Origin of the sequence: Streptomyces sp. SID12488 (assembly GCF_010548275.1) — a bacterium.
In the GTDB taxonomy this organism is placed as follows: Bacteria; Actinomycetota; Actinomycetes; order Streptomycetales; family Streptomycetaceae; genus Streptomyces.
Map to the genome: position 1 here is coordinate 244,794 of NZ_JAAGLT010000005.1, position 21,786 is coordinate 266,579.

Annotated in this window: 17 protein-coding genes; 7 read left to right on the top strand and 10 right to left on the bottom strand. The window is 71.3% G+C overall.

The window, feature by feature from the left end; all coding sequences use genetic code 11:
* Positions 1 to 17: 17 nt before the first annotated feature.
* The 5 genes from mycP to G3I56_RS11065 form a co-directional block, all read right to left on the bottom strand.
* Positions 18 to 1,232, bottom strand: a complete 1,215-nt coding sequence (gene mycP, locus G3I56_RS11045) for a type VII secretion-associated serine protease mycosin (protein ID WP_164408724.1) — start codon at positions 1,230 to 1,232, stop codon at positions 18 to 20.
* A complete protein-coding gene (locus tag G3I56_RS43710; protein WP_239134818.1) occupies positions 1,229 to 3,502 on the bottom strand; it encodes a hypothetical protein in 2,274 nt (757 codons plus the stop codon). The genes mycP and G3I56_RS43710 overlap by 4 nt, the downstream gene beginning before the upstream one ends.
* Positions 3,503 to 3,985: 483 nt before the next feature.
* Positions 3,986 to 4,777 carry a 3-oxoacyl-ACP reductase gene (locus G3I56_RS11055; RefSeq protein ID WP_164408725.1) on the bottom strand — a complete coding sequence of 264 codons (792 nt, stop codon included), beginning with the start codon at positions 4,775 to 4,777 and terminating at the stop codon, positions 3,986 to 3,988.
* The gene (locus tag G3I56_RS11060) at positions 4,774 to 6,177 is read right to left on the bottom strand and encodes an aldehyde dehydrogenase family protein (RefSeq protein ID WP_164408726.1); all 1,404 of its coding nucleotides are present in this window, start codon (positions 6,175 to 6,177) and stop codon (positions 4,774 to 4,776) included. Before G3I56_RS11060 ends, G3I56_RS11055 begins: the two co-directional genes overlap by 4 nt.
* 11 nt (positions 6,178 to 6,188) lie before the next feature.
* Complete coding sequence (locus G3I56_RS11065) at positions 6,189 to 7,559, bottom strand: glutamine synthetase family protein (RefSeq protein ID WP_164408727.1); 1,371 nt, start codon at positions 7,557 to 7,559, stop codon at positions 6,189 to 6,191.
* A gap of 96 nt (positions 7,560 to 7,655) precedes the next feature.
* Between G3I56_RS11065 and G3I56_RS11070 the strand changes: the two genes are divergently transcribed.
* Both G3I56_RS11070 and G3I56_RS11075 read left to right on the top strand, forming a co-directional pair.
* Positions 7,656 to 8,390 carry an FCD domain-containing protein gene (locus G3I56_RS11070; RefSeq protein ID WP_164408728.1) on the top strand — a complete coding sequence of 245 codons (735 nt, stop codon included), beginning with the start codon at positions 7,656 to 7,658 and terminating at the stop codon, positions 8,388 to 8,390.
* 105 nt (positions 8,391 to 8,495) lie between these two features.
* Entirely contained in the window at positions 8,496 to 9,221 is a 726-nt protein-coding gene (locus G3I56_RS11075; RefSeq protein WP_164408729.1) for a gamma-glutamyl-gamma-aminobutyrate hydrolase family protein, read from the top strand.
* 79 nt (positions 9,222 to 9,300) lie between these two features.
* On the opposite strand, the gene G3I56_RS11080 is transcribed toward G3I56_RS11075, so the two are convergent.
* The gene (locus G3I56_RS11080; protein ID WP_164408730.1) at positions 9,301 to 10,224 is read right to left on the bottom strand and encodes a LysR family transcriptional regulator; all 924 of its coding nucleotides are present in this window, start codon (positions 10,222 to 10,224) and stop codon (positions 9,301 to 9,303) included.
* Between the two features lie 70 nt (positions 10,225 to 10,294).
* Between G3I56_RS11080 and G3I56_RS11085 the strand changes: the two genes are divergently transcribed.
* Positions 10,295 to 11,479, top strand: coding sequence for a TDT family transporter (locus G3I56_RS11085; protein WP_164408731.1), 1,185 nt, complete (start codon positions 10,295 to 10,297; stop codon positions 11,477 to 11,479).
* Here the strand turns inward: G3I56_RS11085 and G3I56_RS11090 are convergent.
* The 4 genes from G3I56_RS11090 to G3I56_RS11105 form a co-directional block, all read right to left on the bottom strand.
* Entirely contained in the window at positions 11,406 to 12,149 is a 744-nt protein-coding gene (locus G3I56_RS11090) for a helical backbone metal receptor (protein WP_164408732.1), read from the bottom strand. The genes G3I56_RS11085 and G3I56_RS11090 overlap by 74 nt on opposite strands.
* Positions 12,150 to 12,164: 15 nt before the next feature.
* Positions 12,165 to 12,734, bottom strand: coding sequence for an XRE family transcriptional regulator (locus G3I56_RS11095; RefSeq protein ID WP_164408733.1), 570 nt, complete (start codon positions 12,732 to 12,734; stop codon positions 12,165 to 12,167).
* A 477-nt stretch (positions 12,735 to 13,211) separates the two neighbouring features.
* Positions 13,212 to 15,050 (bottom strand): ABC transporter permease/substrate binding protein, encoded by a 1,839-nt coding sequence (locus G3I56_RS11100; protein WP_164408734.1) that lies wholly within the window; start codon positions 15,048 to 15,050, stop codon positions 13,212 to 13,214.
* Positions 15,043 to 16,146, bottom strand: coding sequence for a glycine betaine/L-proline ABC transporter ATP-binding protein (locus G3I56_RS11105; RefSeq protein ID WP_164408735.1), 1,104 nt, complete (start codon positions 16,144 to 16,146; stop codon positions 15,043 to 15,045). Before G3I56_RS11105 ends, G3I56_RS11100 begins: the two co-directional genes overlap by 8 nt.
* A 260-nt stretch (positions 16,147 to 16,406) precedes the next feature.
* On the opposite strand from G3I56_RS11105, the gene G3I56_RS11110 reads away from it, so the two are divergent.
* The 4 genes from G3I56_RS11110 to G3I56_RS11125 all read left to right on the top strand — a co-directional run bounded on the left by G3I56_RS11110 (position 16,407) and on the right by G3I56_RS11125 (position 21,760).
* Positions 16,407 to 17,336: a 5'-3' exonuclease gene (locus G3I56_RS11110; protein ID WP_239134828.1), complete on the top strand. Its 930-nt coding sequence runs from the start codon at positions 16,407 to 16,409 to the stop codon at positions 17,334 to 17,336.
* 208 nt (positions 17,337 to 17,544) lie between these two features.
* The gene (locus G3I56_RS11115) at positions 17,545 to 18,393 is read left to right on the top strand and encodes a siderophore-interacting protein (RefSeq protein WP_164408737.1); all 849 of its coding nucleotides are present in this window, start codon (positions 17,545 to 17,547) and stop codon (positions 18,391 to 18,393) included.
* Between the two features lie 440 nt (positions 18,394 to 18,833).
* Positions 18,834 to 20,351, top strand: a complete 1,518-nt coding sequence (locus G3I56_RS11120) for an amino acid permease (RefSeq protein WP_164408738.1) — start codon at positions 18,834 to 18,836, stop codon at positions 20,349 to 20,351.
* A 293-nt stretch (positions 20,352 to 20,644) separates the two neighbouring features.
* Positions 20,645 to 21,760, top strand: a complete 1,116-nt coding sequence (locus tag G3I56_RS11125; protein WP_203689634.1) for a terpene synthase — start codon at positions 20,645 to 20,647, stop codon at positions 21,758 to 21,760.
* Positions 21,761 to 21,786: the final 26 nt, after the last annotated feature.

Genomic DNA, 21,786 nt, shown 5'->3' on the forward strand with positions numbered 1-21,786 from the left:
TCACCGCGCGCGAACGCTCAGAAGCTGTCGTCGTACGAGTCGAACGAATCATGGGTGGAGTGGTCGGCCGTCCTGCGGCGACCGCGCCACAGCGGGACCGCCGCGACCAGGAGCACGACACCGAGGCCGCCGGCGACGGGGCCTGCCCAGTGGAAGGTGTCGTCCTCTTCCGGGGCCGGGTCCGGTCCCGCGCCGAAGTACTCCTTGCCGTACGCGGTCGACTTGAGTCCCTGCGGCTTGAGTTTGGCTGCCGCCTCGATGGCCGCCGCGGGGTCGATGAAGCCGAAGCCGCGGGAGTCGTCCCGGCCGCCGTTCGGGGCGTTGCGGGCCGTGTCCTCCAGGAGCTTCTTGATCTGGGCCGGGGTCAGTCCGGGATGGGCGGCCTTGATGAGGGCGACGGCGCCGGAGACGAACGCGGCGGCGGCGCTCGTGCCCCAGCCCTCGTAGTAGCGGTGGTCGGGGGCCGCGATGACGACGTTGACGCCGGGGGCGCTGACCGTGGCGTACCAGCGGCGGGTGGAGAAGGAGGCGCGGGTGCCGTACTTGTCGACGGCGGTCGCGGCGATGACGCCCGGGTAGGCGGCCGGGTAGGAGATGTGGTCGCCCTTCTCACCGCCGTTGCCGGCCGAGGCGACGACGACGGCGCCCTTCTCCAGGGCGTACTGGACGGCCTCGTCCTCGGCGGGCTCGGGGTGCGCGGACTTGGAGTCGTCGCCGAGGGAGAGGTTGATGACGTCGGCGCCCTGGTCGGCGGCCCAGCGGATGCCTTCGGCGAGGGCGTTGCCGCGGGTGTTGCGGGCCTTGGCGCGGGCCGAGTCGCCGTCTTCGAGGATCACGCGGATGGGCAGGATCTTGGCCTGGGGGGCGATGCCCAGGACGCCGTCCTCGTTGTCGTAGCCGTGGCCGTGACCGGCGATGATGCCGGCCATGGCGGTGCCGTGCTTGGCCCAGGACTCGTCGCCCTGGCTCGCCCCGAAGCCGACCATGTCCTTGCCTTCGAGGACGTTGCCGACGAGGTCGGGGTGGTCGGCCTCGACGCCGGTGTCGAGCACGGCGACCGTGATGCCCTTGCCCTTGGTCGTCCGCCAGGCCTCCTGCGTGTGCATGGCGTCCAGGGCCCACTGCTGGGCCCTGATGCTGTCGGCGTACGCGCTGGTGGCGGGCAGGAGCGTGAGGGAACCGGCGAGGAGGAGGACGAGGAGCCCGCTTCGGGCTGTGCGGGTGCGGGTCATGACGGCAGCTTCGCGGCCGAGCCGACGGTCTTGCGGAGGGCCCGTTCGACGCGGTCGGCCAGACCCTGCGCCTCGTGGCCGAGGCCCGCCTGGGCGAGGGCCGTGGTGGCGCCGGACGTCATGGCCTCCTCGGCGGGCTGCGGGGTGTCCACGGTGCGGCCGTCGGCCCAGCCGGAGACGGCGTAGGTGACGACGGGGGCGTCGGTGAGGACGGAGATGGTCCAGGAGGCGCGCTGGGCGTCCGTGAAGTCGTCGGCGACGGTGTTCTTCGCGGCGTACGGGCGGGGCATCAGGTCGCTGCGTCGGTCGAGGTTCTCGTTGCTGAAGCGGGTGCGCAGGGCGCGCATCGCGGTGGCGTCGGCCTTGGTGAAGAGGAGGCCGACGGTGGTGACGTAGCTCTGCGTCTCGTCCGTGTAGGTGGCGCGCAGGAGACGTCGGCAGCCGACCGGCGCGAGGGCCTTGCGCAGCAGCGGGTCGAAGGCGTCGGCGCAGCCGGTGTCCGGGGCTACGGCGATCCGGGTCCAGGTCCGGTCGGCGCCGCCGGGGCCGGCTCCGTCGCCCTCGATGGTGGGCGGGAAGAGCTGGTCCACGGGGACGCTGTGCCAGAGCGTCCCGGCCGCGGTGAACGCGGTGCGCGCACCGGCGTCCCCCGATTCGTCGCCGGTCAGCCAACTCCCGGTCAGCGCACCGCCGATGAGCCCGAGCCCGAGCACGGCACAGGCGACGGCCAGCAGCGCCCGCCCACTGAAGGAGCGGACTCTCGGCGCACCGCCGTACACGTCGGGTTGCCCGAGCGAGACGACCGGTCGCCCGGAACCGACGGCACCGTTGTCGCCGTAGGAGGCGCTCCAGGAGAGGGCGGGGTCGGGCATGCCGGGTGCGGGGGGCGCGTTCGTGGGCCGGGGAGGTTCGGCGGGCGCGGAGGGCATCCCGGCGGCACCCGGCACCTTCGGCGAATCGGCCAGCGGCGGGTTCGGCAGGTACGGGCGACCGGAAGGGGCGCTCGCCGGACGCGAAGGACCGGCGGGTGCCGGAGGCGTCCCGGCGGCGCCCGGGCGGCCGTTCGGTGCCTGGGGCGGGTCCGGGAGATACGGGCGGCCGACAGGAGCGGAGGGGGCGTTCGTCGGACGCGGCCGTTCGACGGGTGCCGGGGGCGTCCCGGCGGTGCCCGGCGCCTTGGGCGGATGACTCACTGACGTGTTCGACAGATACGGGCGGCCGGACGGGGTGTTGCTCGCGGGACGCGAAGGGGCGGCGGGCACCGACGACGTCTCGGCGGGGGCCGGGCGGGCGTTCGGCGGCTGGGGCGGGACGGCCACAGGCGGGTTCGGGAGATAAGGGCGACCAGAGGGCCCGTTCGCGGAACGCGAAGGACCGGCAGGCGCCGACGGCATCTCGCCTTCGCCCGGGCGGCCTTTCGGTGCCTCGGGCGGGTCCGGGAGATACGGGCGGCCGGAGGGCGTGCTCGCGGGACGCGAAGGACCCGCGGGCGCCGGAGGCGTCTCGGCGGTGCCCGGGCGGCCGTTCGGTGTCCGGGGCGAGCCCAGCCGGTATGGGCGGCCGGTGGGGGCCAGGGGCTGGTCCGGGGTGCGCGGTCCGGTCTTGGGGGCGGTGGGAGGCAGGTCGGTGGAGCGCGCCTGGTGACCCGGGGCCGGTCTGCCGTTCGGGCCGGGGGGCGTCTCGCCGGTGTGTGGCTGGTTGTCCGGCCGCGGCGGCGCCTTGCGGAGGCGCCTGGTGATCACGGTCTTGGCGTCGGCGAGGGCGCTCGGGCGCCAGGGCGCCACGGGTGGCTGGTGGGCCGGGCGCGGCGGCAGGTCGGGCCGGAGACGCGGAGGCACCGAGGCGCGGCCGGCCGGAGGCTCGTCGGGGAGCCGGGCCGAGGAGGGCGGCGGGGGCGGGGCTATGGGGTCGACGGCTTCCCGGGAGGGAGCACGCAGGTGCGGGAATCGGGGCGGGGCAGCGTCTGTCGCGGTGTTCGGCGCCGACGCGGGGGCGGCCGGTACGCCCAGAGGCGTCGAGCCGGATGTCAGGGGGCCGGCGGCCGGAGCAGGTGCACCGGATGCACCGGGTGTACGCCCGGACACGTTCGTCGCGTCACCGGTCGCGTCCGGCTCCCGGCCGTCGCTCCCCGAGCCGTTCCTGGCCGTCGTCGGCGCGGCCGGCGCTTCCTCGGCCGTGCCGCCCGTACCGTCCGTGACCGGCGGCCCGGTCGGTGGTGGAGGGGTGGCCGGGCGCGGGGGAATGGAGGTACGCCGCGCTTCCGTGCTCATGCACCCCCCGTTTCCTCGTACCGGCGCAGGGCCGCGGAGTCCGTGCGGCGCGGGACGCGGCCGTCCCGGGCAGGCATACCCGCGCGGGCGGGCGGCCATCCGTGCGCGTACCTCCGCGCGTGGTGGCTCCTCCCTGCGTGAAGCGTCACTCTACGGGTTGACACCCACCGAACGGGAACCAGTCCGCGGCACCGGGGCTTCTGCCCGGATCGTCCCCTGCCCTGCGGTAATCGTGTCCGCCAGACCTCGTCAGACCTCGCCGGACGTCGTTCATGGCACCCGCGCCGCCGACCCGGCCGGTCACGGCCGGGCCGGCGCTCGGCCGGCGGACGGAGTGTCCCGGGGCGAGAGGGCGGTGTCCCCGGCTCGGCCCTCGCCCCCCCGCCGGGGTGCGGCGGGGGGCGAGGGCTCTTCGGCTGGGCGCCGGCGATCGGTCCAGGTGCTCTGGCGCCCTCCAACACCCGGAAGGCGTAAGACTGTTGCCTACACCGGTGTGACGTACGCGCCCGCGATGCCGCCGTCGACCAGGAAGTCGGTGGCGTTGACGAACGAGGAGTCGTCGCTGGCCAGGAAGGCGACGGCGGCTGCGATCTCGTCGGCCTCGGCGAACCGTCCGACCGGGATGTGGACGAGCCGGCGGGCGGCACGCTCGGGGTCCTTGGCGAACAGTTCCTGGAGGAGCGGGGTGTTGACCGGTCCCGGGCAGAGCGCGTTGACGCGGATGCCCTCCCGGGCGAACTGCACGCCCAGTTCACGGGTCATGGCGAGGACGCCGCCCTTGGACGCGGTGTACGAGATCTGGGAGGTGGCGGCGCCCATCCTCGCCACGAACGAGGCCGTGTTGATGATCGAGCCCTTGCCCTGGCGCCGCATGTAGGGGATCGCGGCCTTGCAGCACAGGAAGACGGAGGTCAGGTTGACCTCCTGGACGCGCTTCCAGGCCTCCAGGCCGGTGTCCAGGATCGAGTCGTCGTCGGGCGGCGAGATACCGGCGTTGTTGAACGCGATGTCGACGCTGCCGTAGGTGTCGTACGCCGTCCTGAAGAGCGTCTCGACCTGCTCGGGGTCGGTGACGTCGACCTTGACGAAGATCCCGCCCACCTCGTCGGCGGCGGCCTTGCCGCGCGGCTCGTCGATGTCGCCGCAGACGACGTTGGCGCCCTCGGAGGCGAGCCTGCGCGCGGTGGCGAGGCCGATGCCGCTGCCGGCACCGGTGATGACGGCGGTACGGCCGACGAGGCGTCGGCAGACGATGGCTTCGGTCGATTCGGTCACTGTGCGGGGCCTTCCGTGCTGATGAAGACGTTCTTCGTCTCCGTGAAGGCGGTGAGGGCATCCGGGCCGAGCTCGCGGCCGATCCCGGACTGCTTGAAGCCGCCGAAGGGGGTCGAATAGCGCACGCTGGAGTGCGAGTTGACGGACAGGTTGCCTGCCCGGACGGCCTGCGACACGCGCAGGGCGCGGCCGACGTCCCGGGTCCAGATGGAGCCGGAGAGTCCGTAGTCGGTGCCGTTGGCGAGCGCCACGGCGTCCGCCTCGTCGTCGAAGGGGAGGACGACGGCGACCGGGCCGAAGACCTCCTCGACGGCCACGCGCGCGTGCGGGTCGACGTCGGTGAGGACGGTCGGCGGGAACCAGAAGCCTGGGCCCGCGGGCGCCTCGCCCCGGATGCCGGCCAGGTCGTCGGTGACGTACGCGCGTACGCGGTCCAGTTGGGCCCTGGAGATCAGCGGGCCCATCTGGGTCTTCTCGTCCGCCGGGTCGCCGACGAGGACGGATTCGACAGCGGGCGCGAGCAGCCCGAGGAAGCGGTCGTACACGGAACGTTGGACAAGGATGCGGGTGCGGGCGCAGCAGTCCTGGCCGGAGTTGTCGAGGAATGCCATCGGTGCTGCCGCGGCGGCGGCCTCGATGTCCGCGTCGGCGAAGACGATGTTGGGGCTCTTGCCGCCGAGTTCGAGGGTGACGCGCTTGAGGAGCGCCGCCCCCTTCGCCAGCACCTGCTTGCCCACACCCGTCGACCCGGTGAAGACGATCTTCGCCACGCCCGGGTGCTCCACGAGCGCGTTGCCCGCGACGGGACCGTGGCCCGGCAGCACCTGGAACAGGTCCTCCGGTAGGCCTGCCGCCAGGGCGAGTTCGGCCAGGCGCAGAGCGGTCAGCGGGGTGGTCTCGGCGGGCTTGAGGATCACCGCGTTACCGGCCGCGAGCGCGGGGGCCGTGCCCCAGGCCGCGATCGGCATGGGGAAGTTCCAGGGCGCGATGACCCCGACGACACCGAGCGGTTCGAGGAGGGTGATGTCGAGGCCGCCGGCGACCGGGATCTGCCGTCCGGTCAGCCGCTCGACACCGCCCGCCGCGTAGTCGAGCAGGTCTCGGACGTTGCCCGCCTCCCAGCGTGCGTTGCCGATGACGTGCCCGGCCTCCCGCACCTCCAACTGGGCCAGTTCTTCCAGGTGTTCGTCGACGGTGGCCGCGAAGCGGCGCAGCAGACGGGCGCGGTCGGCGGGCGCGAGGGCGGCCCAGCGCGTCTGCGCCCGCGTGGCCCGTACGACGGCCGCATCGACGTCCTCCCGGGTGGCGGCGGGGACGGTGGCGACGACGTCCTCGGTGGCGGGATTGAGGACGCGAAGCTCACGCTCGTACGCAAGTTCGCGCTCATGCTCGTACGACAAGGAAGGACCTCTCACAGGCGTTCGAAGGAGCGGCGAAGCTCCCAGTCGGTCACCGCGGCGTCGAAGGCGTCGAGTTCGACGCGGGCCATGTTGCGGTAGTGGGCGACCACCTCGTCGCCGAAGGCGGCCTGGGCGATGGGGCTGTTCTCCCACAGCTCGGCGGCCTCGCGCAGGGTGGTCGGGACGTGTGCGTAGTCGCCGGCGTAGGCGTTGCCCACGCACGCCTCGGGCAGTTCCAGCTTCTGCTCGATGCCGTACAGTCCGGCGGCGACCAGCCCGGCGACGGCGAGGTACGGGTTGACGTCACCGCCGGGCAGCCGGTTCTCGAACCGCATGGACCGGCCGTGGCCGACGATCCGCAGCGCGCAGGTGCGGTTGTCGTAGCCCCAGGCGACGGCGGTCGGCGCGAACGAGCCCGGCTGGAACCTCTTGTACGAGTTGATGTTGGGCGCGTAGAGGAGCGAGAAGTCCCGGAGGGCGGCGAGCTGCCCGGCGAGGAAGTACCGCATCACCTCGGACATGCCGCCGGGGTCGGCCGCGGTGCCGGCCATGACGTTCGTGCCGTCGGCGTCGGCGAGCGAGAGGTGGATGTGACAGGAGTTGCCCTCGCGCTCGTTGTACTTGGCCATGAAGGTGAGCGAGACGCCCTCCTGGCTGGCGATCTCCTTGGCGCCGGTCTTGTAGACGGCGTGCTGGTCGCAGGTGACGACCGCGTCGTCGTACTTGAAGGCGATCTCGTGCTGGCCCGGGTTGCACTCGCCCTTGGCGGACTCGACGGTCAGTCCGGCGGCCGTCATCTCGTTCCGGATGCGGCGCAGCAGGGGCTCGATACGGCCGGTGCCGAGTACCGAGTAGTCGATGTTGTACTGGTTGGCCGGGGTCAGGCCGCGGTAGTTGGCGTCCCAGGCCTGCTCGTAGGTGTCCTTGAACACGATGAACTCGAGTTCGGTGCCGACCTTCGCGCTGAACCCGTGCTCGGCGAGCCTGTCCAGCTGGCGGCGGAGGACCTGGCGGGGCGCGGCGACCACCGGGGAACCGTCGTTCCACGCGAGGTCGGCGACGAGGAACGCCGTACCGGTGTTCCAGGGCAGGCGGCGGAGCGTGGAGAGGTCGGGATGCATGGCGAAGTCGCCGTACCCCCGCTCCCAGCTGGACATCTCGTAGCCGTCGACCGTGTTCATCTCGGTGTCGACGGCGAGGAGGTAGTTGCAGCCTTCGGTGCCGTGTTCCAGGACGTCGTCGAGGAAGAAGCGGGCGGCGAACCGCTTGCCCTGGAGCCGCCCTTGCATGTCGGGGAAGGCCAGGACAACAGTGTCGATCTCTCCGCTCGCGACGAGGGCGTGCAGCTCCTCGACGCTCAGCGGGGGTGTGCGGTCTGCCACGGGAAAGCTCCTTCGGCTTCTGCGCGTTTTTTCCGGCCGGGCCGGAAGCCATAAGGTATTGCGGAGAACCATTGCTTGGGAAGGGGGCACGACGAGATGTCGCTGGACGCGGAGGGCGGCTTGGAGGACCGGTTGACGCCGGTGCTGCGGCCCGTGCGGGCGGGCAACGGGTTCGAGGAGGCACTGGAACAGATCCTGCAGGTCGTACGGCTGGGCCTGGTACCGGGCGGCGAGCGGCTGCCGGCCGAGCGCGAACTCGCGGAGCGGCTCGGGATCAGCCGGGTGACGCTGCGCGAGGTGCTGAAGGTGCTCCAGGACCAGGGGCTCGTGGAGTCGCGGCGCGGCCGGTACGGCGGCACGTTCGTACTCCCCCGGGACGGCGCGGGCGGCGAGGTCGAGCTGCGGCGGCGGATCAGCGCGGTCGACATCGAGGACGTCCTGCGCTTCCGGGAGGTGCTGGAGGTGGGCGCGGCGGGCCTGTGCGCGCAGCACGGCCTGTCGCCCGATCAGGCGGAAAGGCTGCGGGACGCCTTGTCCCGCACGCAGGACGCACCGTTGCCGGACTACCGCCGCCTGGACACCCTCCTCCACCTCACCCTGTCCGAGCTGTGCGGCTCACCGACGCTGACCTCGCAGTACGCGGCGGTACGGGCGACAGTGAACGACCTGCTGGACTGCATCCCGCTGCTGGTACGCAACCTGGAGCACTCGCAGCGACAGCACGCGGCGCTGGTGGACGCGGTGCTCGACGGGGACGCGGACGGGGCGCGGGAGATGATGCGGGAGCACTGCTCGGGGACGGCGGCTCTGTTGCGGGGATTCCTGGCGTGACGAGGGTGGGACATGGGTTGCCACCCGGGACGAGGGTCGGCAAAGGTATGGCCGTACGCCATTGAAAGCCGAACTGATTGCCCGCTGGATGCCAGGGAGACCCTCGTGACGACGACCGGACGACGACCGCTCATCGGCGTCAGCACCTACCTGGAGTCCAGGACGCGCTGGGGTGCGTGGGAACTGCCGGCGGCGCTGCTGCCGGCCGGGTATCCGCTCCTCGTGCAGCGGGCCGGGGGTATCGCCGCGATGCTCCCGCCGGACGACCCGGCACACGCCGCCGCGACGGTCGCCCGGCTCGACGGTGTCGTGATCGCGGGCGGCCCGGATGTCGATCCCGCCCGCTACGGCGAGGAGCGCGACCCGCACACAGGCCCACCCGCCGAGGCCCGGGACGCCTGGGAACTGGCCCTGATCGAGGCGGCGTTGGCGACCGGTACCCCGCTGCTGGGCATCTGCCGGGGCATGCAACTGCTGAACGTCGCCCTGGGCGGCACCCTGGTCCAGCACATCGACGGCCACGCGGAGACACCGGGCGTCTTCGGCCACCACACCGTGAAACCGGTACCGGGGACGCGATACGCGGATGCGGTACCGGAGGAGACATCGGTACCGACCTTCCATCACCAGGCGGTGGACCGTCTGGGGAGGGGTCTGGTCCCCTCGGCGTATGCGGCCGACGGAACGGTGGAGGCGGTGGAGGCGGAGGGTTCCGAGTGGGTACTGGGGGTGCAGTGGCATCCAGAGATGGGCGAAGACGTCAGGGTGATGGAGGCCCTGGTCCTTTCAGCCCGTCCGGCGCTTGAGGACAAGGCCCGTTCAGGGCCGTAGGGGGGTCTGGGGGCGCAGCCCCCAGGGATGGGAAGGGTAGGGGCGGCGGGGGCGAGAACAACCCCTGGCGCACCCGCCCTCACCCCCGCGTCAACCCCAACAGCTCCCGCGCCGGCCCCACCGGCCGATGCCCCGTGGGCCACACCGCCCGCAGCTCACGATCCAGCCGCACCCCGTCCAACGGCACACACACCAACCGCCGCGTCGCCAACTCCTCCCCCACCGCCAGTTCACTCAGCACCGCGGGCCCCGCCCCACCCACCGCCGACGCCTTCACCGCGGTCGTCGACGACAGCTCGATCAGCGGACGCGCCAACCCGCCCAACGCCGTGTTCAGCACCTGCCGCGTCCCCGACCCCTCCTCCCGGAGGATCAACGGCGTCACCGCCAGCTCCTCCGCCCCCACCGGCTTCCGCCGCCGCGCCCACGGATGCCCCGGCGCCGTCACCACGATCAGCCGGTCCTTCGCGACGACCACCGAGTCCAGCCCGCTCGGTACACCCGTCCCCTCCACGAAACCGATGTCGGCCTCGTCCGACAGGACCCGTTCGGCCACCGCAGCCGAGTTCCCGGCGAGCAGTGACACCGCCGTCTCGGGCAGCCGCACACGCAGCGCCAGCAGCCAGCCCGGCAGCAGGTACTCGGCGATCGTCATACTGGCCGCCACCCGCAGCCGGGAGTCGCGTCGCGTACGCAGGGCCTGCGCCCCGGCGTCGAACGCCTCCGCCGCCTCCACGACCCGCCGAGCCCAGTCGGTGACGAGCACACCGGCGTCCGTGAGCCGGGATCCGCGCGGCGAGCGGTCCACCAGGGCCACGCCCAGCTGGCGTTCCATCGACCGGATACGGCTGCTGGCGGCCGGCTGGGTGACGCCCAGCTCCTGCGCCGCCCGCCCGAGACTCCCCAGCCGCGCCACGGCCAGCAGCAGCTCCATCGCCCCGAGGTCCGGGACCCGCCGCGCGACCCCCGACGACCGCACAGCCCCACCCTCCACATCACCCATAGATCCAGCTTATGCCCTCATTCACCGAAACCCCCTGGTGACCGCCCGCCCCCCGAGCGACGGTGAGGACATGGCCACCGCAGCCCCCGCCCCCACCCGCCCACTCCCCCAGCCCCGGTCCCAGCCCCGGTCCCGGGCCCGGCACCCCCTCCTCCTCGGCGGCAGCCTCCGCCATCTCGGCCCCAACTGGTACGCCCCCGTCATGGGCACCGCCATCGTGGGCACCGCGGGCGCCGGTCTCCCCGGCGCGGACGGCATCCCTGGGCTGCGTACCGTCTGCACGGCCGTGTGGGCCCTCTCCCTCGCCCTTCTGCTCGCGCTTCTCTGCGCCCGCGCCCTGCACTGGGCCCACCACCGTGACCAGGCCCGCGCCCACCTCCTCGACCCGGCGACGGCGCCCTTCTACGGCTGCCTCGCCATGGCTCTGACGGCCGTCGGCGGTGGCGCACTCGTCGTCGGCCGGGACTGGATCGGCCTCCCGGCCGCCCTCGCCCTCGACGCGGTCCTGTTCACCGCCGGGACGGCCGTCGGACTCGTCGCCGCCGTCGCCGTCCCGTACCTCCTGGTCGTACGCCGCGGGACGCCCAGCCCCGTATGGCTGCTCCCCGTCGTCGCACCCATGGTGTCCGCGGCGCTCGGTCCGCTTCTCGTCCCCCAACTCCCGCCCGGGCAGGGGCAGAAGACGCTGCTGTTCGCCTGCCTGGCCATGTTCGGGCTCAGCCTGCTCGGGACCCTCATGATGCTGCCGGTCGTCTTCGCGCACCTCGTCACGACCGGCCCGCTCCCACTCGCCCTCACCCCGGCTCTGTTCCTGGTCCTGGGCCCGCTCGGCCAGTCCACCACCGCCGTCGGCCACTTCGCCGACCTCGCCCCCGGCGTCGTACCCCTCCCGCATACGGTCGCCGCTGCCGCCGCCGTCCTCTACGGCGTTCCCGTCATGGGCTTCGCCCTGCTGTGGCTCGCGCTCGCCGGTGCGCTGGTGCTGCGCGCCCGGCGCCGGGGCATGGGCTTCACGATGACGTGGTGGGCCTTCACCTTCCCGGTGGGCACCTGTGTCACCGGCGCGGAGAGCCTCGGCCGGCACACCGGGCTCGCCGCCTTCGACGTCCTCGCCGTCGCCCTGTACGCGCTGCTCGTCGCGGCCTGGGCCGGCGCAGCCGCCCGTACCGTGCGGGGTCTGGTCAGCGGTGAGCTGCTCGCAGGGCCTCGCCCAGCGCCCTTGGCGCCGCTGCCAGTGACGGCCCGTACCAGGTGAGGTGGCGCCCGCTGACGAGCGCGCAGGGCAACCCCTCGAACTCCTCGGGACCGTCCTCGGCCGTGAAACGGTACGGCTCGTCCGGCAGCACGACCATCCCGGTCCGCGCGGCGGCCCTCAGCTCCTCGACCGGTACGCGCGGATAGCGTTCCGCGTGGCCCGCGTACGCGTTGTCGACGCCCAGCCGAGCCAGCACGTCACCCGCGAAGGTGTCCCGCCCGAGCACCATCCAGGGGCGCCGCCAGATCGGCACGACAGCGGTCGTACGGCCGTCGGCTGCCGTTCTCCACCAGCGCTCCGGCGCCGACCACGCCGCCTCCGCCTCGTCGAGCCACCGGGGCCGCGATTCCGCGCCGCACGCCGTCACCACGCGATCCAGTTCCCGGAACGCCTGCGGCACGTCCCGCACTTCGGTGAGCAGCACCTCGATGCCCGCGGCGCGCAGGGCGGCGAGGTCCGGTTCCCGGTTCTCCTCCTCGTTGGCGACGACCAGGTCGGGCGCGAGTTCGACGATCCGCTCGACCTTGGGATTCTTGGTGCCGCCGACACGTACGACGCCGACGCCGAGGTCGGGCGGGTGGCTGCACCAGTCCGTGGCCCCGACCAGGACACCGGGCACCGTGACCGCCACCGCCTCCGTCAGGGACGGCACCAGCGAGATCACCCTCATGGCTGACCGGGCATCTCAGCGCCGCCCGTCCTGGACCGCCTCGATGTGTTCGGCCACCGCCACCACGATCACCCGGGTGTCCGGCACGGTCGCCCGCCAGCGGTGCCGCACCCCGCCCGTCAGATAGAGCGTGTCGCCTCGGCCGAGCCGGTGTGCGCGGCCCTCCGCCTCGATCTCGACGGCGCCGTCGGCGACGTACATCAACTCGTCGTTGCGGTGCTGGAACTCACGGCCGGCGTCGTGGTCGCCGATGAACTCCATGGCGTGCAACTGCTGGTGGCCACGGACGAGGGAGCGCACCAGGGGCTCGTCGGGGGCGGGTTCGAGAGCGTCCGCGCGAACGACGTCGACGCTGCACGCCGGGTCGGCCGCCGCGAGGAGTTCGACCGCGGTGGTGCGCAGGGCGTCGGCGACCTTCTCCAGGGAGCTGCGGCTGGGCCGCGCCCGCTCGTTCTCGATCTGGCTCAGGAAGGGCACCGACAGGCCGCTGCGTTGGGCCACGACGGCGAGGGTGAGCTCCAGCGCCCGGCGCCGTCGCCGAACGGCCGCGCCTACCCGCAGGGGCTGTTCTTTGTGGTCGCCCATGGGTCCGGCTCCCTCCTCGGCTCGTCGTCGCGTCCCGGTGGCGTACGTCCCATCACAGCGCATCGCGCCGCGTGTTCGGTGGCTGTTCGCCAGATCGTCCCCGAACCATGCACGACGCGTTCTCTGATGACGTTCCCTGATGGGTTCCTTGCACCCTACGCATGTTCGTCAAACCGTTTCACGCGCCCGTCACATCGGTGTCACCCCTCGTCGGGTACGACCTCGGGTTCGCGCCAGCGGATGAGCCGCCCGACTCCCCCCGGCGCCCGTCCAGGCGCGCGGGCGGCGGACCTGACCAGCGGGACCCACCGACGGGGCGGCCGAGCCGGGGGGATGGCCTGGCGCTCCGTGGTTGGCCGGATCCCTCTCGTACGCGGAACGTGTCCGTCCGGGAACGCCGCGAGGGGTGGGCCGCACCGGAGACACCCGCACGCGCGCGTGCCTCCCGGCTCGACCCACCCCTCCTGAGCGGCTCCCTCAGTTGTTCGATACCCCGTTCGCACCGCTCCTGCCCTTGGAATCGCCAACGGGTGCCCATTTCTCGGCGAGCCCGGGGTTCGCCTTCAGCCAGGTACGGACGGCGTCCTGTTCTCCGCCCTTGCCCGCCTGCTGGATGCGAGCCTCCAGACCGGTGAGCTGTTTCTCCGTCATGGAGAAATTCCTCAGCCAGCCGCCGACCTCGGGGTTGTCGTCGGCGAAGCCCTCGCGGGCGAGCGTGTGCACGCCGTCGCCCTTGCCCCAGGCGCCCTTGGGGTCCTTGAGCTTCTTCAGGTCGTAGTCGCTGTACGCCCAGTGCGGCGACCAGAGGGTGACGGCGATCGGTTCCTTCTTGGCGTACGCGCGCTTGAGTTCGGCGAGCATGGCTGGAGTGGAGCCGTCGACGACCTCGTACTCGCCGTCGAGGCCGTACTCCCCCAGGACCTTGTCCTTGAGGAGGCCCATCATTCCGGCACTCGGTTCGATGCCGACGATCCTGCCCTTGAACTTCGAAGACTGTCCCTTGAGGTCGGCGAGCGAGTCGACGCCCTTGACGTACGAGGGGACTGCCAGCTCCAGCGAGGTGGGGCCGTACCACTTGCCCAGGTCCTCCAACTGGTCGCCGTACTTCTTCCAGTACTCGGCGTGGGTGACCGGCAGCCAGGAGTCCGTCTGGAAGTCGATCTGGCCGGTGGCCAGGCCCGTGTACAGCGGGCCGGCCGCGTACTGGGTGGTCGTGACGTCGAAGCCGCGCTCCTCCAGGAGCTCCTTCCACAGGAACGTGGTGGCGATGCCCTCGTCCCACGGGATGTAGCCGATGCTGACCTTCTTGCCCTGGCCCACGTCCGTCCCGGTGGCCCGGGTGGTCTGCGCGGATGAGCCGAAGATGCCGAGGCCGCCGGCGACGAGCGCCAGGACGACCACGCCGGCCAGCGCGACAACCGGGCTGGGACGGTGGTTCCAGAGCTTCGGGGTGCCCGCGGTACGGGCCTTGGCGGCGGCGCGGCGGCCCAGCGGGGAGATCTGGGCGCCGAGGGCGCCGGTCATGCGGTCGAGATAGATGGCGAGGACGACGATGCCGAGGCCCGCCTCGAAACCGAGGCCGATGTCGAGCTGGCCGATGGCCTCGTTGACTGCGCCGCCGAGCCCACCGGTGCCGACCATGCCGGCGATGACGACCATGGACAGGCCGAGCATGATGACCTGGTTGACGCCCGCCATGATCGTCGGGAGGGCGAGCGGCAGCTGCACGCGCAGCAGGGTGTCGCGGGGCGGGGTGCCGAACGCCTCGGCGGCCTCGACGAGTTCGGCGTCGACCTGGCGGATGCCGAGTTCGGTCATGCGTACGCCGGGCGCGAGGGCGAAGATCAGGGTGGCGACGACGCCCGCCGGGACGCCCATGCCGAAGAACAGGATCGCCGGGATCAGCAGCACCATCGACGGCATTGTCTGGAGCAGGTCCAGGACGGGCCGTACGACGGCACTGACCGTCTTGGAGCGGGCCGCCCAGATGCCCAGCGGGATCGAGATCACCAGGGCGACCAGGGTGGCGACGAGCACCAGGGCGAGCGTCGACATGGCCTTGTCCCACAGGGCCATGGAGTCGACGAGCGCGAATCCGGCGAAGGCGAGGACGCCCGCGACCAGGCCGCGCAGCCACCAGGCGGCCACCGCGAGGATGCCGGCCAGGAGGAGGGGCTCCGGGGCGGTGAGCACCGCGTAGATGCCGTCGTACAGGCCTTCCACGACCATCTTGATCGCGTCGAAGAGCCAGGACATGTGGTCGACGAGCCAGCTGACGCCGTCGTCGACCCAGTCGCCGAGCTGCAGCCTAGGCACGGGCGGTCACCTTCCCCTCGGTGAGGGCCGCGTGGTTCGGGACACCCGGGCTGTCGCAGGGCTCGGGGGCACCCTCCCGGTCGCCCAGGAAGCCGACGAGGCGCTGTCGCCGTACGACGCCGACCAGTCGGCCGTCCTCGGCGAGCACCGCGACCGGGTGGGACAGCCGGGCGCTCAGCGCGCAGAGTTCGGTGAACGGCGTGTCGGGCGTCGCCGTCGGGCAGTCGCAGTCGGCCTCGTCGCCGCGGGTCTCCGGGTCCATGACGGCACCCGCGGTGAGCACGCGGGAGCGGTCGACGTCCTTGGTGAAGGAGGCGACGTAGTCGTCGACGGGGCGGACGAGGATGTCCTCGGCGGTGCCCGTCTGGACGATGCGGCCGTCACGCATGACGGCGATGCGGTCGCCCAGGCGCATGGCCTCGTTGAGGTCGTGGGTGATGAACACGATGGTCTTCTTGAGGGTCTTCTGGAGTTCCAGGAGCTGGTCCTGCATGTCCCGGCGGATCAGCGGGTCGAGCGCGCTGAACGACTCGTCCATGAGCAGCAGGTCGGCGTCGGTGGCGAGCGCCCGGGCCAGGCCAACGCGCTGCTGCATGCCGCCGGACAGCTCGTCGGGCCACGAGTCCTCCCAGCCGGCCAGACCGCACAGGGCGAGCGCCTCGTCGGCGCGGCGCTCGCGCTCGGCGCGGGGCACGCCCTGCACGGACAGGCCGTAGGCCGCGTTCTCGCGGACGCTGCGGTGCGGAAAGAGCGCGAAGTGCTGGAAGACCATGCTGATCTTGTTCGCCCGCAGCGCGCGCAGTTCGCGGTCGCCGAGCGCGGTCAGGTCCTGGTTGTCGAAGCGGACGTGTCCGGCGGTGGGTTCCAGCAGTCCGTTGAGCATGCGCAGCAGCGTCGACTTGCCGGAGCCGGACAGGCCCATGACGACGAAGATCTCGCCGGGTTCCACGGTGAAGGACGCGTCGATGACGGCGGCGGTGATGCCGTCGTCGCGCAGTGCGCCGCGGTCGGCTCCCTGTTCGAGCCGGGTGACCGCGTCGCCGGGTCGTCTGCCGAACACCTTGTACAGATGCTCGGCCTCAAGCCTGGATGACAAGGGTGCTCCTCGGTCGTGCACTTCGGTCGTGCTCTCGGTCGTGCCACTTCGTCGTGTCACTTCGGTCGTGCTCTTCGCTTACGACGGTTGCGCGAACAACCGGTTTTGTCCGTGGCCGCACCTGCCCCTCCCCGACGTGGGCAAACGAAGGAGTGGGCCAGTTCACAAGGCTTCGCACAGGTAACGGGATACCTGGAGGTGGGGCCTCTGACGACGCCGGAAAGTGGCGTGCGGGGTGACTGTCAGTGGCGTACGGCATGATGCGAGGCGTGACCGGACGACTGATGCTTCTCGACACCGCCTCGCTCTATTTCCGCGCCTATTTCGGCGTCCCGGAGTCCGTGAAGGCTCCGGACGGCACGCCGGTGAACGCCGTGCGCGGGCTGCTCGAATTCATCGACCGGCTGGTCAAGGACCACCGGCCGGACCTCCTGGTCGCGTGCATGGACGCGGACTGGCGTCCGCAGTGGCGGGTCGACCTGATCCCCTCGTACAAGGCCCACCGCGTCGCCGAGGAGCGCGAGACGGGGCCGGACGCGGAGGAGGTGCCGGACACCCTGTCACCGCAGGTGCCGATCATCGAAGCGGTGCTGGACGCGGTCGGCATCGCACGCGTGGGCGTCGCGGGGTACGAGGCGGACGATGTGATCGGCACCTTCACCGGCCGCGCCGAGGGCCCCGTGGACATCGTCACCGGCGACCGGGACCTGTACCAGCTGGTCGACGACGCGCGCGGGGTGCGTGTCCTGTACCCGCTCAAGGGTGTGGGCACCTTGCAGCTGACCGACGAGGCGTGGCTGCGCGAGAGGTATGGGGTGACCGGAAGGGGGTACGCGGATCTCGCGCTGTTGCGCGGCGACCCGAGCGACGGGCTGCCGGGCGTGCCCGGTATCGGCGAGAAGACGGCCGCGAAGCTGCTGGCCGAGTTCGGCGACCTGGCCGGGATCATGGCCGCGGTCGACGACCCGAAGGCGAAGCTGACGCCGTCGCAGCGCAAGCGGCTCGACGAGTCACGGCCGTACGTCGAGGTCGCGCCCAAGGTCGTCCTGGTGGCCGGCGATGTGCCACTGCCGGACGTCAACACAGCGGTGCCGCGCACCCCTCGCGACCCCGCGATGCTCGAAGCCCTCGCCGCCCGCTGGGGACTTGGGGGTTCGTTGGAGAGATTGCTCACGACACTCGAACACTGAGGCGCCCGCCCACCGTTCCTGAGGCACGATGCACTCGTGCCTCACCACCAGGCACGAGGCTCTACCCGGAGAGAACGACTTCGCCGGTCCAGGGAACGCTGGTCTCACTTTGAGGCATCTTTGCGAAATCGGTCGCCTCGGGTAACGGGGTTTCACCAGGGGGAGATGCTAACTTAGGTAAGCCTAAGCAAGGAACAGGGAGGCCGTCATGGCAGAGCGCCCGGAACGCAGGGCTCCGAAGCTCCACTCCGCGCAGGTCGTCCGCACCGAGCGGCTGACCCCGCACATGCAGCGCGTGGTCCTGGGCGGCGACGGCCTCGCCGAGTTCTCGGCCGGCACCCGCACCGACCACTACGTGAAGCTGCAGTTCCCGGCCGAGGGCGTCACCTACCCACAGCCCTTCGACATGCAGCGCATTCGCGAGGAGTTCCCGCGGGAACAGTGGCCCGTGTCCCGGACATACACAGTGCGCGCCTGGGACCCCGAACTGCGCGAGCTGACCCTCGACTTCGTCCTGCACGGCGACGAGGGCCTGGCCGGCCCCTGGGCGATGCGCGTCCAGCCGGGCGAGACAGTGGTCTTCGGCGGCCCCGGCGGCGCGTACGCTCCGGACCCCGGCGCCGACTGGCATCTGCTCGCCGGGGACGAGAGCGCACTGCCCGCGATCGCCTGCTCCCTGGAGGCGCTGCCCGACGGCGCCAAGGCGTACGCCTTCGTGGAGATCGCCGGCCCCGAGGAGGAGCAGAAGATCGACTCCGACGTGGAGGTCCGCTGGCTGCACCGCGGTGAGCGAACCCCCGGCGAGGCCCTCGTCGAGGCGGTACGCGCGCTGGAGTTCCCCTCGGGCCGGGTGCACGCCTTCGTGCACGGCGAGGCGGCCTTCGTGAAGGAGCTGCGGCGGCTGCTGCGGGTGGAACGCGAGATCCCGCGCGAGGACCTCTCGATCTCCGGCTACTGGCGCCTCGGCCACAACGAGGACGGCTGGCAGGCGTCCAAGCGGGACTGGAACGCGCAGGTGGAGGCGGAGCAGGAGCCCGCCGAACCGGCGACCTCCTGATTTTCCGCAAGCCTCCGGAGCCCGTGGCCACCCAGTCCCACCACCCCGGCCCCACCTGCCCGACCCCTCGCCTCGTGGAGCCGGGCAGGTGCCGCACCTCCCCGACCGATCGAATCCACCCAGGCCGGGCGACGAAGCAGCCTTGAACTCCCCTCCCCCAGCGCTGAGTTGACGTTCCCGCCGGAGCAGCTGGCGATCGACTGCAGATCGACTGCACGCGCCCCCGTACCACCCCTTCCCGCGCCCCGAAGACACCGGGTGAGCACGTCGTCCGAGCCGGCATCACGCCACCGAGCCCCCTCGGACTCCCCGGTTGCCGAGCCGCAGCCGACCCGTGAGGACTTGGGTCCCGCCTCGTCACGGCCACGACATCCCTGCGAAACAGCGCCTCCCTAATTTCTGTCACCCGACAGGAATTCGCGCCGAAGGCAGGTCCCGCCGTGACCACGACCGCACCCACCGACGTACGCCCCGATCCGCCGGACCCGTCCGTCGACCTCTCCCTGACCGAGTTCGGCTACCGGCAGGAACTGCACCGGAGCCTCGGCCGGTACGCCTCGTTCGCCGCCGGGTTCTCCTTCATCTCGGTGCTGACGACCGTCTTCCAGTTCTTCGCCTTCGGGTATGCGTTCGGCGGCCCCGTCTTCTTCTGGGCCTGGCCGGCCGTACTGCTCGGCCAGTTGCTGGTCGCCGCGTGCTTCGCGGAACTGGCCGCGCGCTATCCGATCTCCGGCGCGATCTACCAGTGGTCGTCCCGGCTCTCCAACCTCACCTTCGGCTGGTTCGCCGGCTGGATCATGGTGATCGGGCAGATCGTGGTGGTCGCGGCGGCGGCGCTTGCGCTCCAGGTCGTCATGCCGGCCATCTGGTCCGGCTTCCAGCTGGTCGGCGACGACCCGTCCCCGGCCTCGGCGAGCGGCGCGGCCAACGCGGCGATTCTCGGGGTGCTCCTGCTGGCCCTGACGACACTGGTGAACGTCCTGGACAACCGCGTGATGTCCCTGATCAACCGGGTGGGCGTGACCGCCGAGATCATCGGCGCCGTCCTGATCATCGTCCTTCTGTTCACCCATTCCGAGCGCACTCCCGGCATCACCTTCCACACGGGTACGGCACTGGAGTCCGGCGTGACAGGGGCGCTGCTGGTGGGCTCGTTCACGGCGGCGTACGTGATGATCGGGTTCGACAGCGCGGGCGAGATGAGCGAGGAGACGCACAATCCCCGGCGCACCGCGCCCCGCACGATCCTCACCGCGCTCGCCTCGGCGGGCCTGCTGGGCGGCCTGATCATCCTCGCCGGTCTGCTCGCCGCGCCGAGCCTCACCGACGGTCGGCTCGGCGTCGAGGGCCTGAGCTACGTCCTGACGAGCAGTCTCGGCGACGGGGTGGGCCGCGCCCTGCTGGTCGACGTGGTCGTGGCCATCGCGGTGGCGACCCTCGCGATCCAGACGGCGGCTTCCCGGATGCTGTTCTCGATGGCCCGTGACGGCCAACTTCCGTACTCCGCGCGCCTCGCCAAGGTCAACCCGCGCACGGGTATGCCGAGCGCACCGGCCCTGGTCGTCGGCGTCCTGGCGGCGGCCCTGCTCCTCCTCAACTTCGCCTCCCCGGAAGCCTTCCTGGCCATCGGTACCACCTGCATCGTGATGCTGTACCTGGCGTACGCCATGGTGACCGGCCCGCTCCTGATCCAGCGCCTGAAGGGCACCTTCACCGCCGACGGCACCGACGAGACCGGCAAACCCCTCTTCTCCCTCGGCCGCTGGGGCATCCCCGTCAATGTCCTCGCCCTCCTCTACGGCCTCTTCATGACCGTCAACCTGGCCTGGCCACGAGCAGCGGTGTACGACCCGGCGGGCGGGCACTGGTACTTCCAGTGGTTCACCGTGCTGTTCCTGGCGGTCACGCTGGGGGGTGGGGTGTTGTACCGGCTTGTCAGTCGAAGTCGGCCACGGTGACCCGGCCCGCGCCGACGTCCAGTTTCAGTCAGGCAATTCCCACTGCGCCTTCCAGGTAGCCCGCGAAGGTCCGTCCGGTGAGGTGGCCTTACGGTCGATTCAATAGCAGGCCCGCCCCATCGTCGAAACCGCGGCCTCGCTCAAGACCGGCCACCCTGCCTCAATCCAGCGCGAAATCCGATGCGGCAGGGGCGGTCGGTGCTGCTGCGAGGGGAAAGGGCTGGGGAACCGATGTCACTGTGGCCAGAACCAGCCATTCCCCAAAGGGACCCATGCGTCGCACCATAAGACGTATGAATAGCGACACCTCCACGCGGAATTTGTCAGTGCCGAGTGTGTTGTGCCCCTTTCCGGTCACGTACGACGAGACGGCGGCTCGCAGGGCGGACGAGGACATCGTCGCCTGGGCGTTGAGCCTTGATCTCTTCCCGGGGCAGCGGACCGAGCTGAACGGATACCGGTTCGGCACATTCGCGGCGCTCACGCACCCTGACGCGGTCGACCACGATCACCTGATGCTCGTGGCCCGCAACATGACCGCCCTGTTCGCCGCGGACGATCACTACTGCGACGAGGGAATCGAAGGCGTCCGCCTCTCCATGAGCGCCTCTCGCCTCGCGGCATCGTTGACCGCGATGGAGAACGGCCCCCGGCTGCCCGACTGTCCCTCGATCGAGGGCTTTGTCGGCAGCGACCCGGTAGCGCATGCGCTTCGCGAGACCTCAGAACACATCTCACGCTTGGGCACACCGGTGCAAGTAGGCCGTCTGCGCCACGAGACAACCACTACGTTCCTGGCGATGGCGGCGGAGAACTCGTGGCGTATCGCCGGGCACGTTCCCGATCCCGCGGAATACCTGGCTCATCGCAAGTACAACGGAGCCATGGCATGTCTGGTACTGATCGATGTCGCCGGCGGCTACGAACTGCCCGTCCGTGACTGGGAAGAGCCCGGTGTCCGGTCTCTGTCACTCGCCGCCTCATTGATGATCATGCTGGTGAACGACCTGTACTCGGTCGCCAAAGAAAGCGCCGACATCGGCAGCCACAGCCTGCCCACCGTGCTCTCCGCACGCCACGGATGGTCTCTCGAACGGAGCATGTGCGCTACCGGCGAGCTCCACGACCGCCTCATGTGTGAGTACCTGCGGCTCGAACCCGACGTCGCGCGCCACGCCTCGCCCGAACTCACCCGCTACCTCGCCGGGCTACGGCACTGGATGCGGGGAAATCTCGAATGGCACACCCTCACCGGACGACACAACCATCGCGCGGGACGCCCCACCCCCAAGACAGGGCCGCACGGCCCCACCCATGACCGAACAAAGACAGACATACGCCACTCGGCCGCCGCCGGTCTCTGTTCACACTGCGGAGACCACCACGACTCAGCCACAGCGGTCGCGTAGAACGACCGGAGGAGGTCAGGGAGCTG

What these genes read in the sequence shown, in the direction of transcription:
- G3I56_RS11090 (WP_164408732.1), bottom strand. Translation starts at nt 12,149, where the DNA reads ATGAGGGTGATCTCGCTGGTGCCGTCCCTGACGGAGGCGGTGGCGGTC.
- mycP (WP_164408724.1), bottom strand. Translation starts at nt 1,232, where the DNA reads ATGACCCGCACCCGCACAGCCCGAAGCGGGCTCCTCGTCCTCCTCCTC.
- G3I56_RS11080 (WP_164408730.1), bottom strand. Translation starts at nt 10,224, where the DNA reads ATGGGTGATGTGGAGGGTGGGGCTGTGCGGTCGTCGGGGGTCGCGCGG.
- G3I56_RS11095 (WP_164408733.1), bottom strand. Translation starts at nt 12,734, where the DNA reads ATGGGCGACCACAAAGAACAGCCCCTGCGGGTAGGCGCGGCCGTTCGG.
- G3I56_RS11115 (WP_164408737.1), top strand. Translation starts at nt 17,545, where the DNA reads ATGGCAGAGCGCCCGGAACGCAGGGCTCCGAAGCTCCACTCCGCGCAG.
- G3I56_RS11070 (WP_164408728.1), top strand. Translation starts at nt 7,656, where the DNA reads ATGTCGCTGGACGCGGAGGGCGGCTTGGAGGACCGGTTGACGCCGGTG.
- G3I56_RS43710 (WP_239134818.1), bottom strand. Translation starts at nt 3,502, where the DNA reads ATGAGCACGGAAGCGCGGCGTACCTCCATTCCCCCGCGCCCGGCCACC.
- G3I56_RS11125 (WP_203689634.1), top strand. Translation starts at nt 20,645, where the DNA reads ATGAATAGCGACACCTCCACGCGGAATTTGTCAGTGCCGAGTGTGTTG.
- G3I56_RS11110 (WP_239134828.1), top strand. Translation starts at nt 16,407, where the DNA reads ATGCGAGGCGTGACCGGACGACTGATGCTTCTCGACACCGCCTCGCTC.
- G3I56_RS11085 (WP_164408731.1), top strand. Translation starts at nt 10,295, where the DNA reads ATGGCCACCGCAGCCCCCGCCCCCACCCGCCCACTCCCCCAGCCCCGG.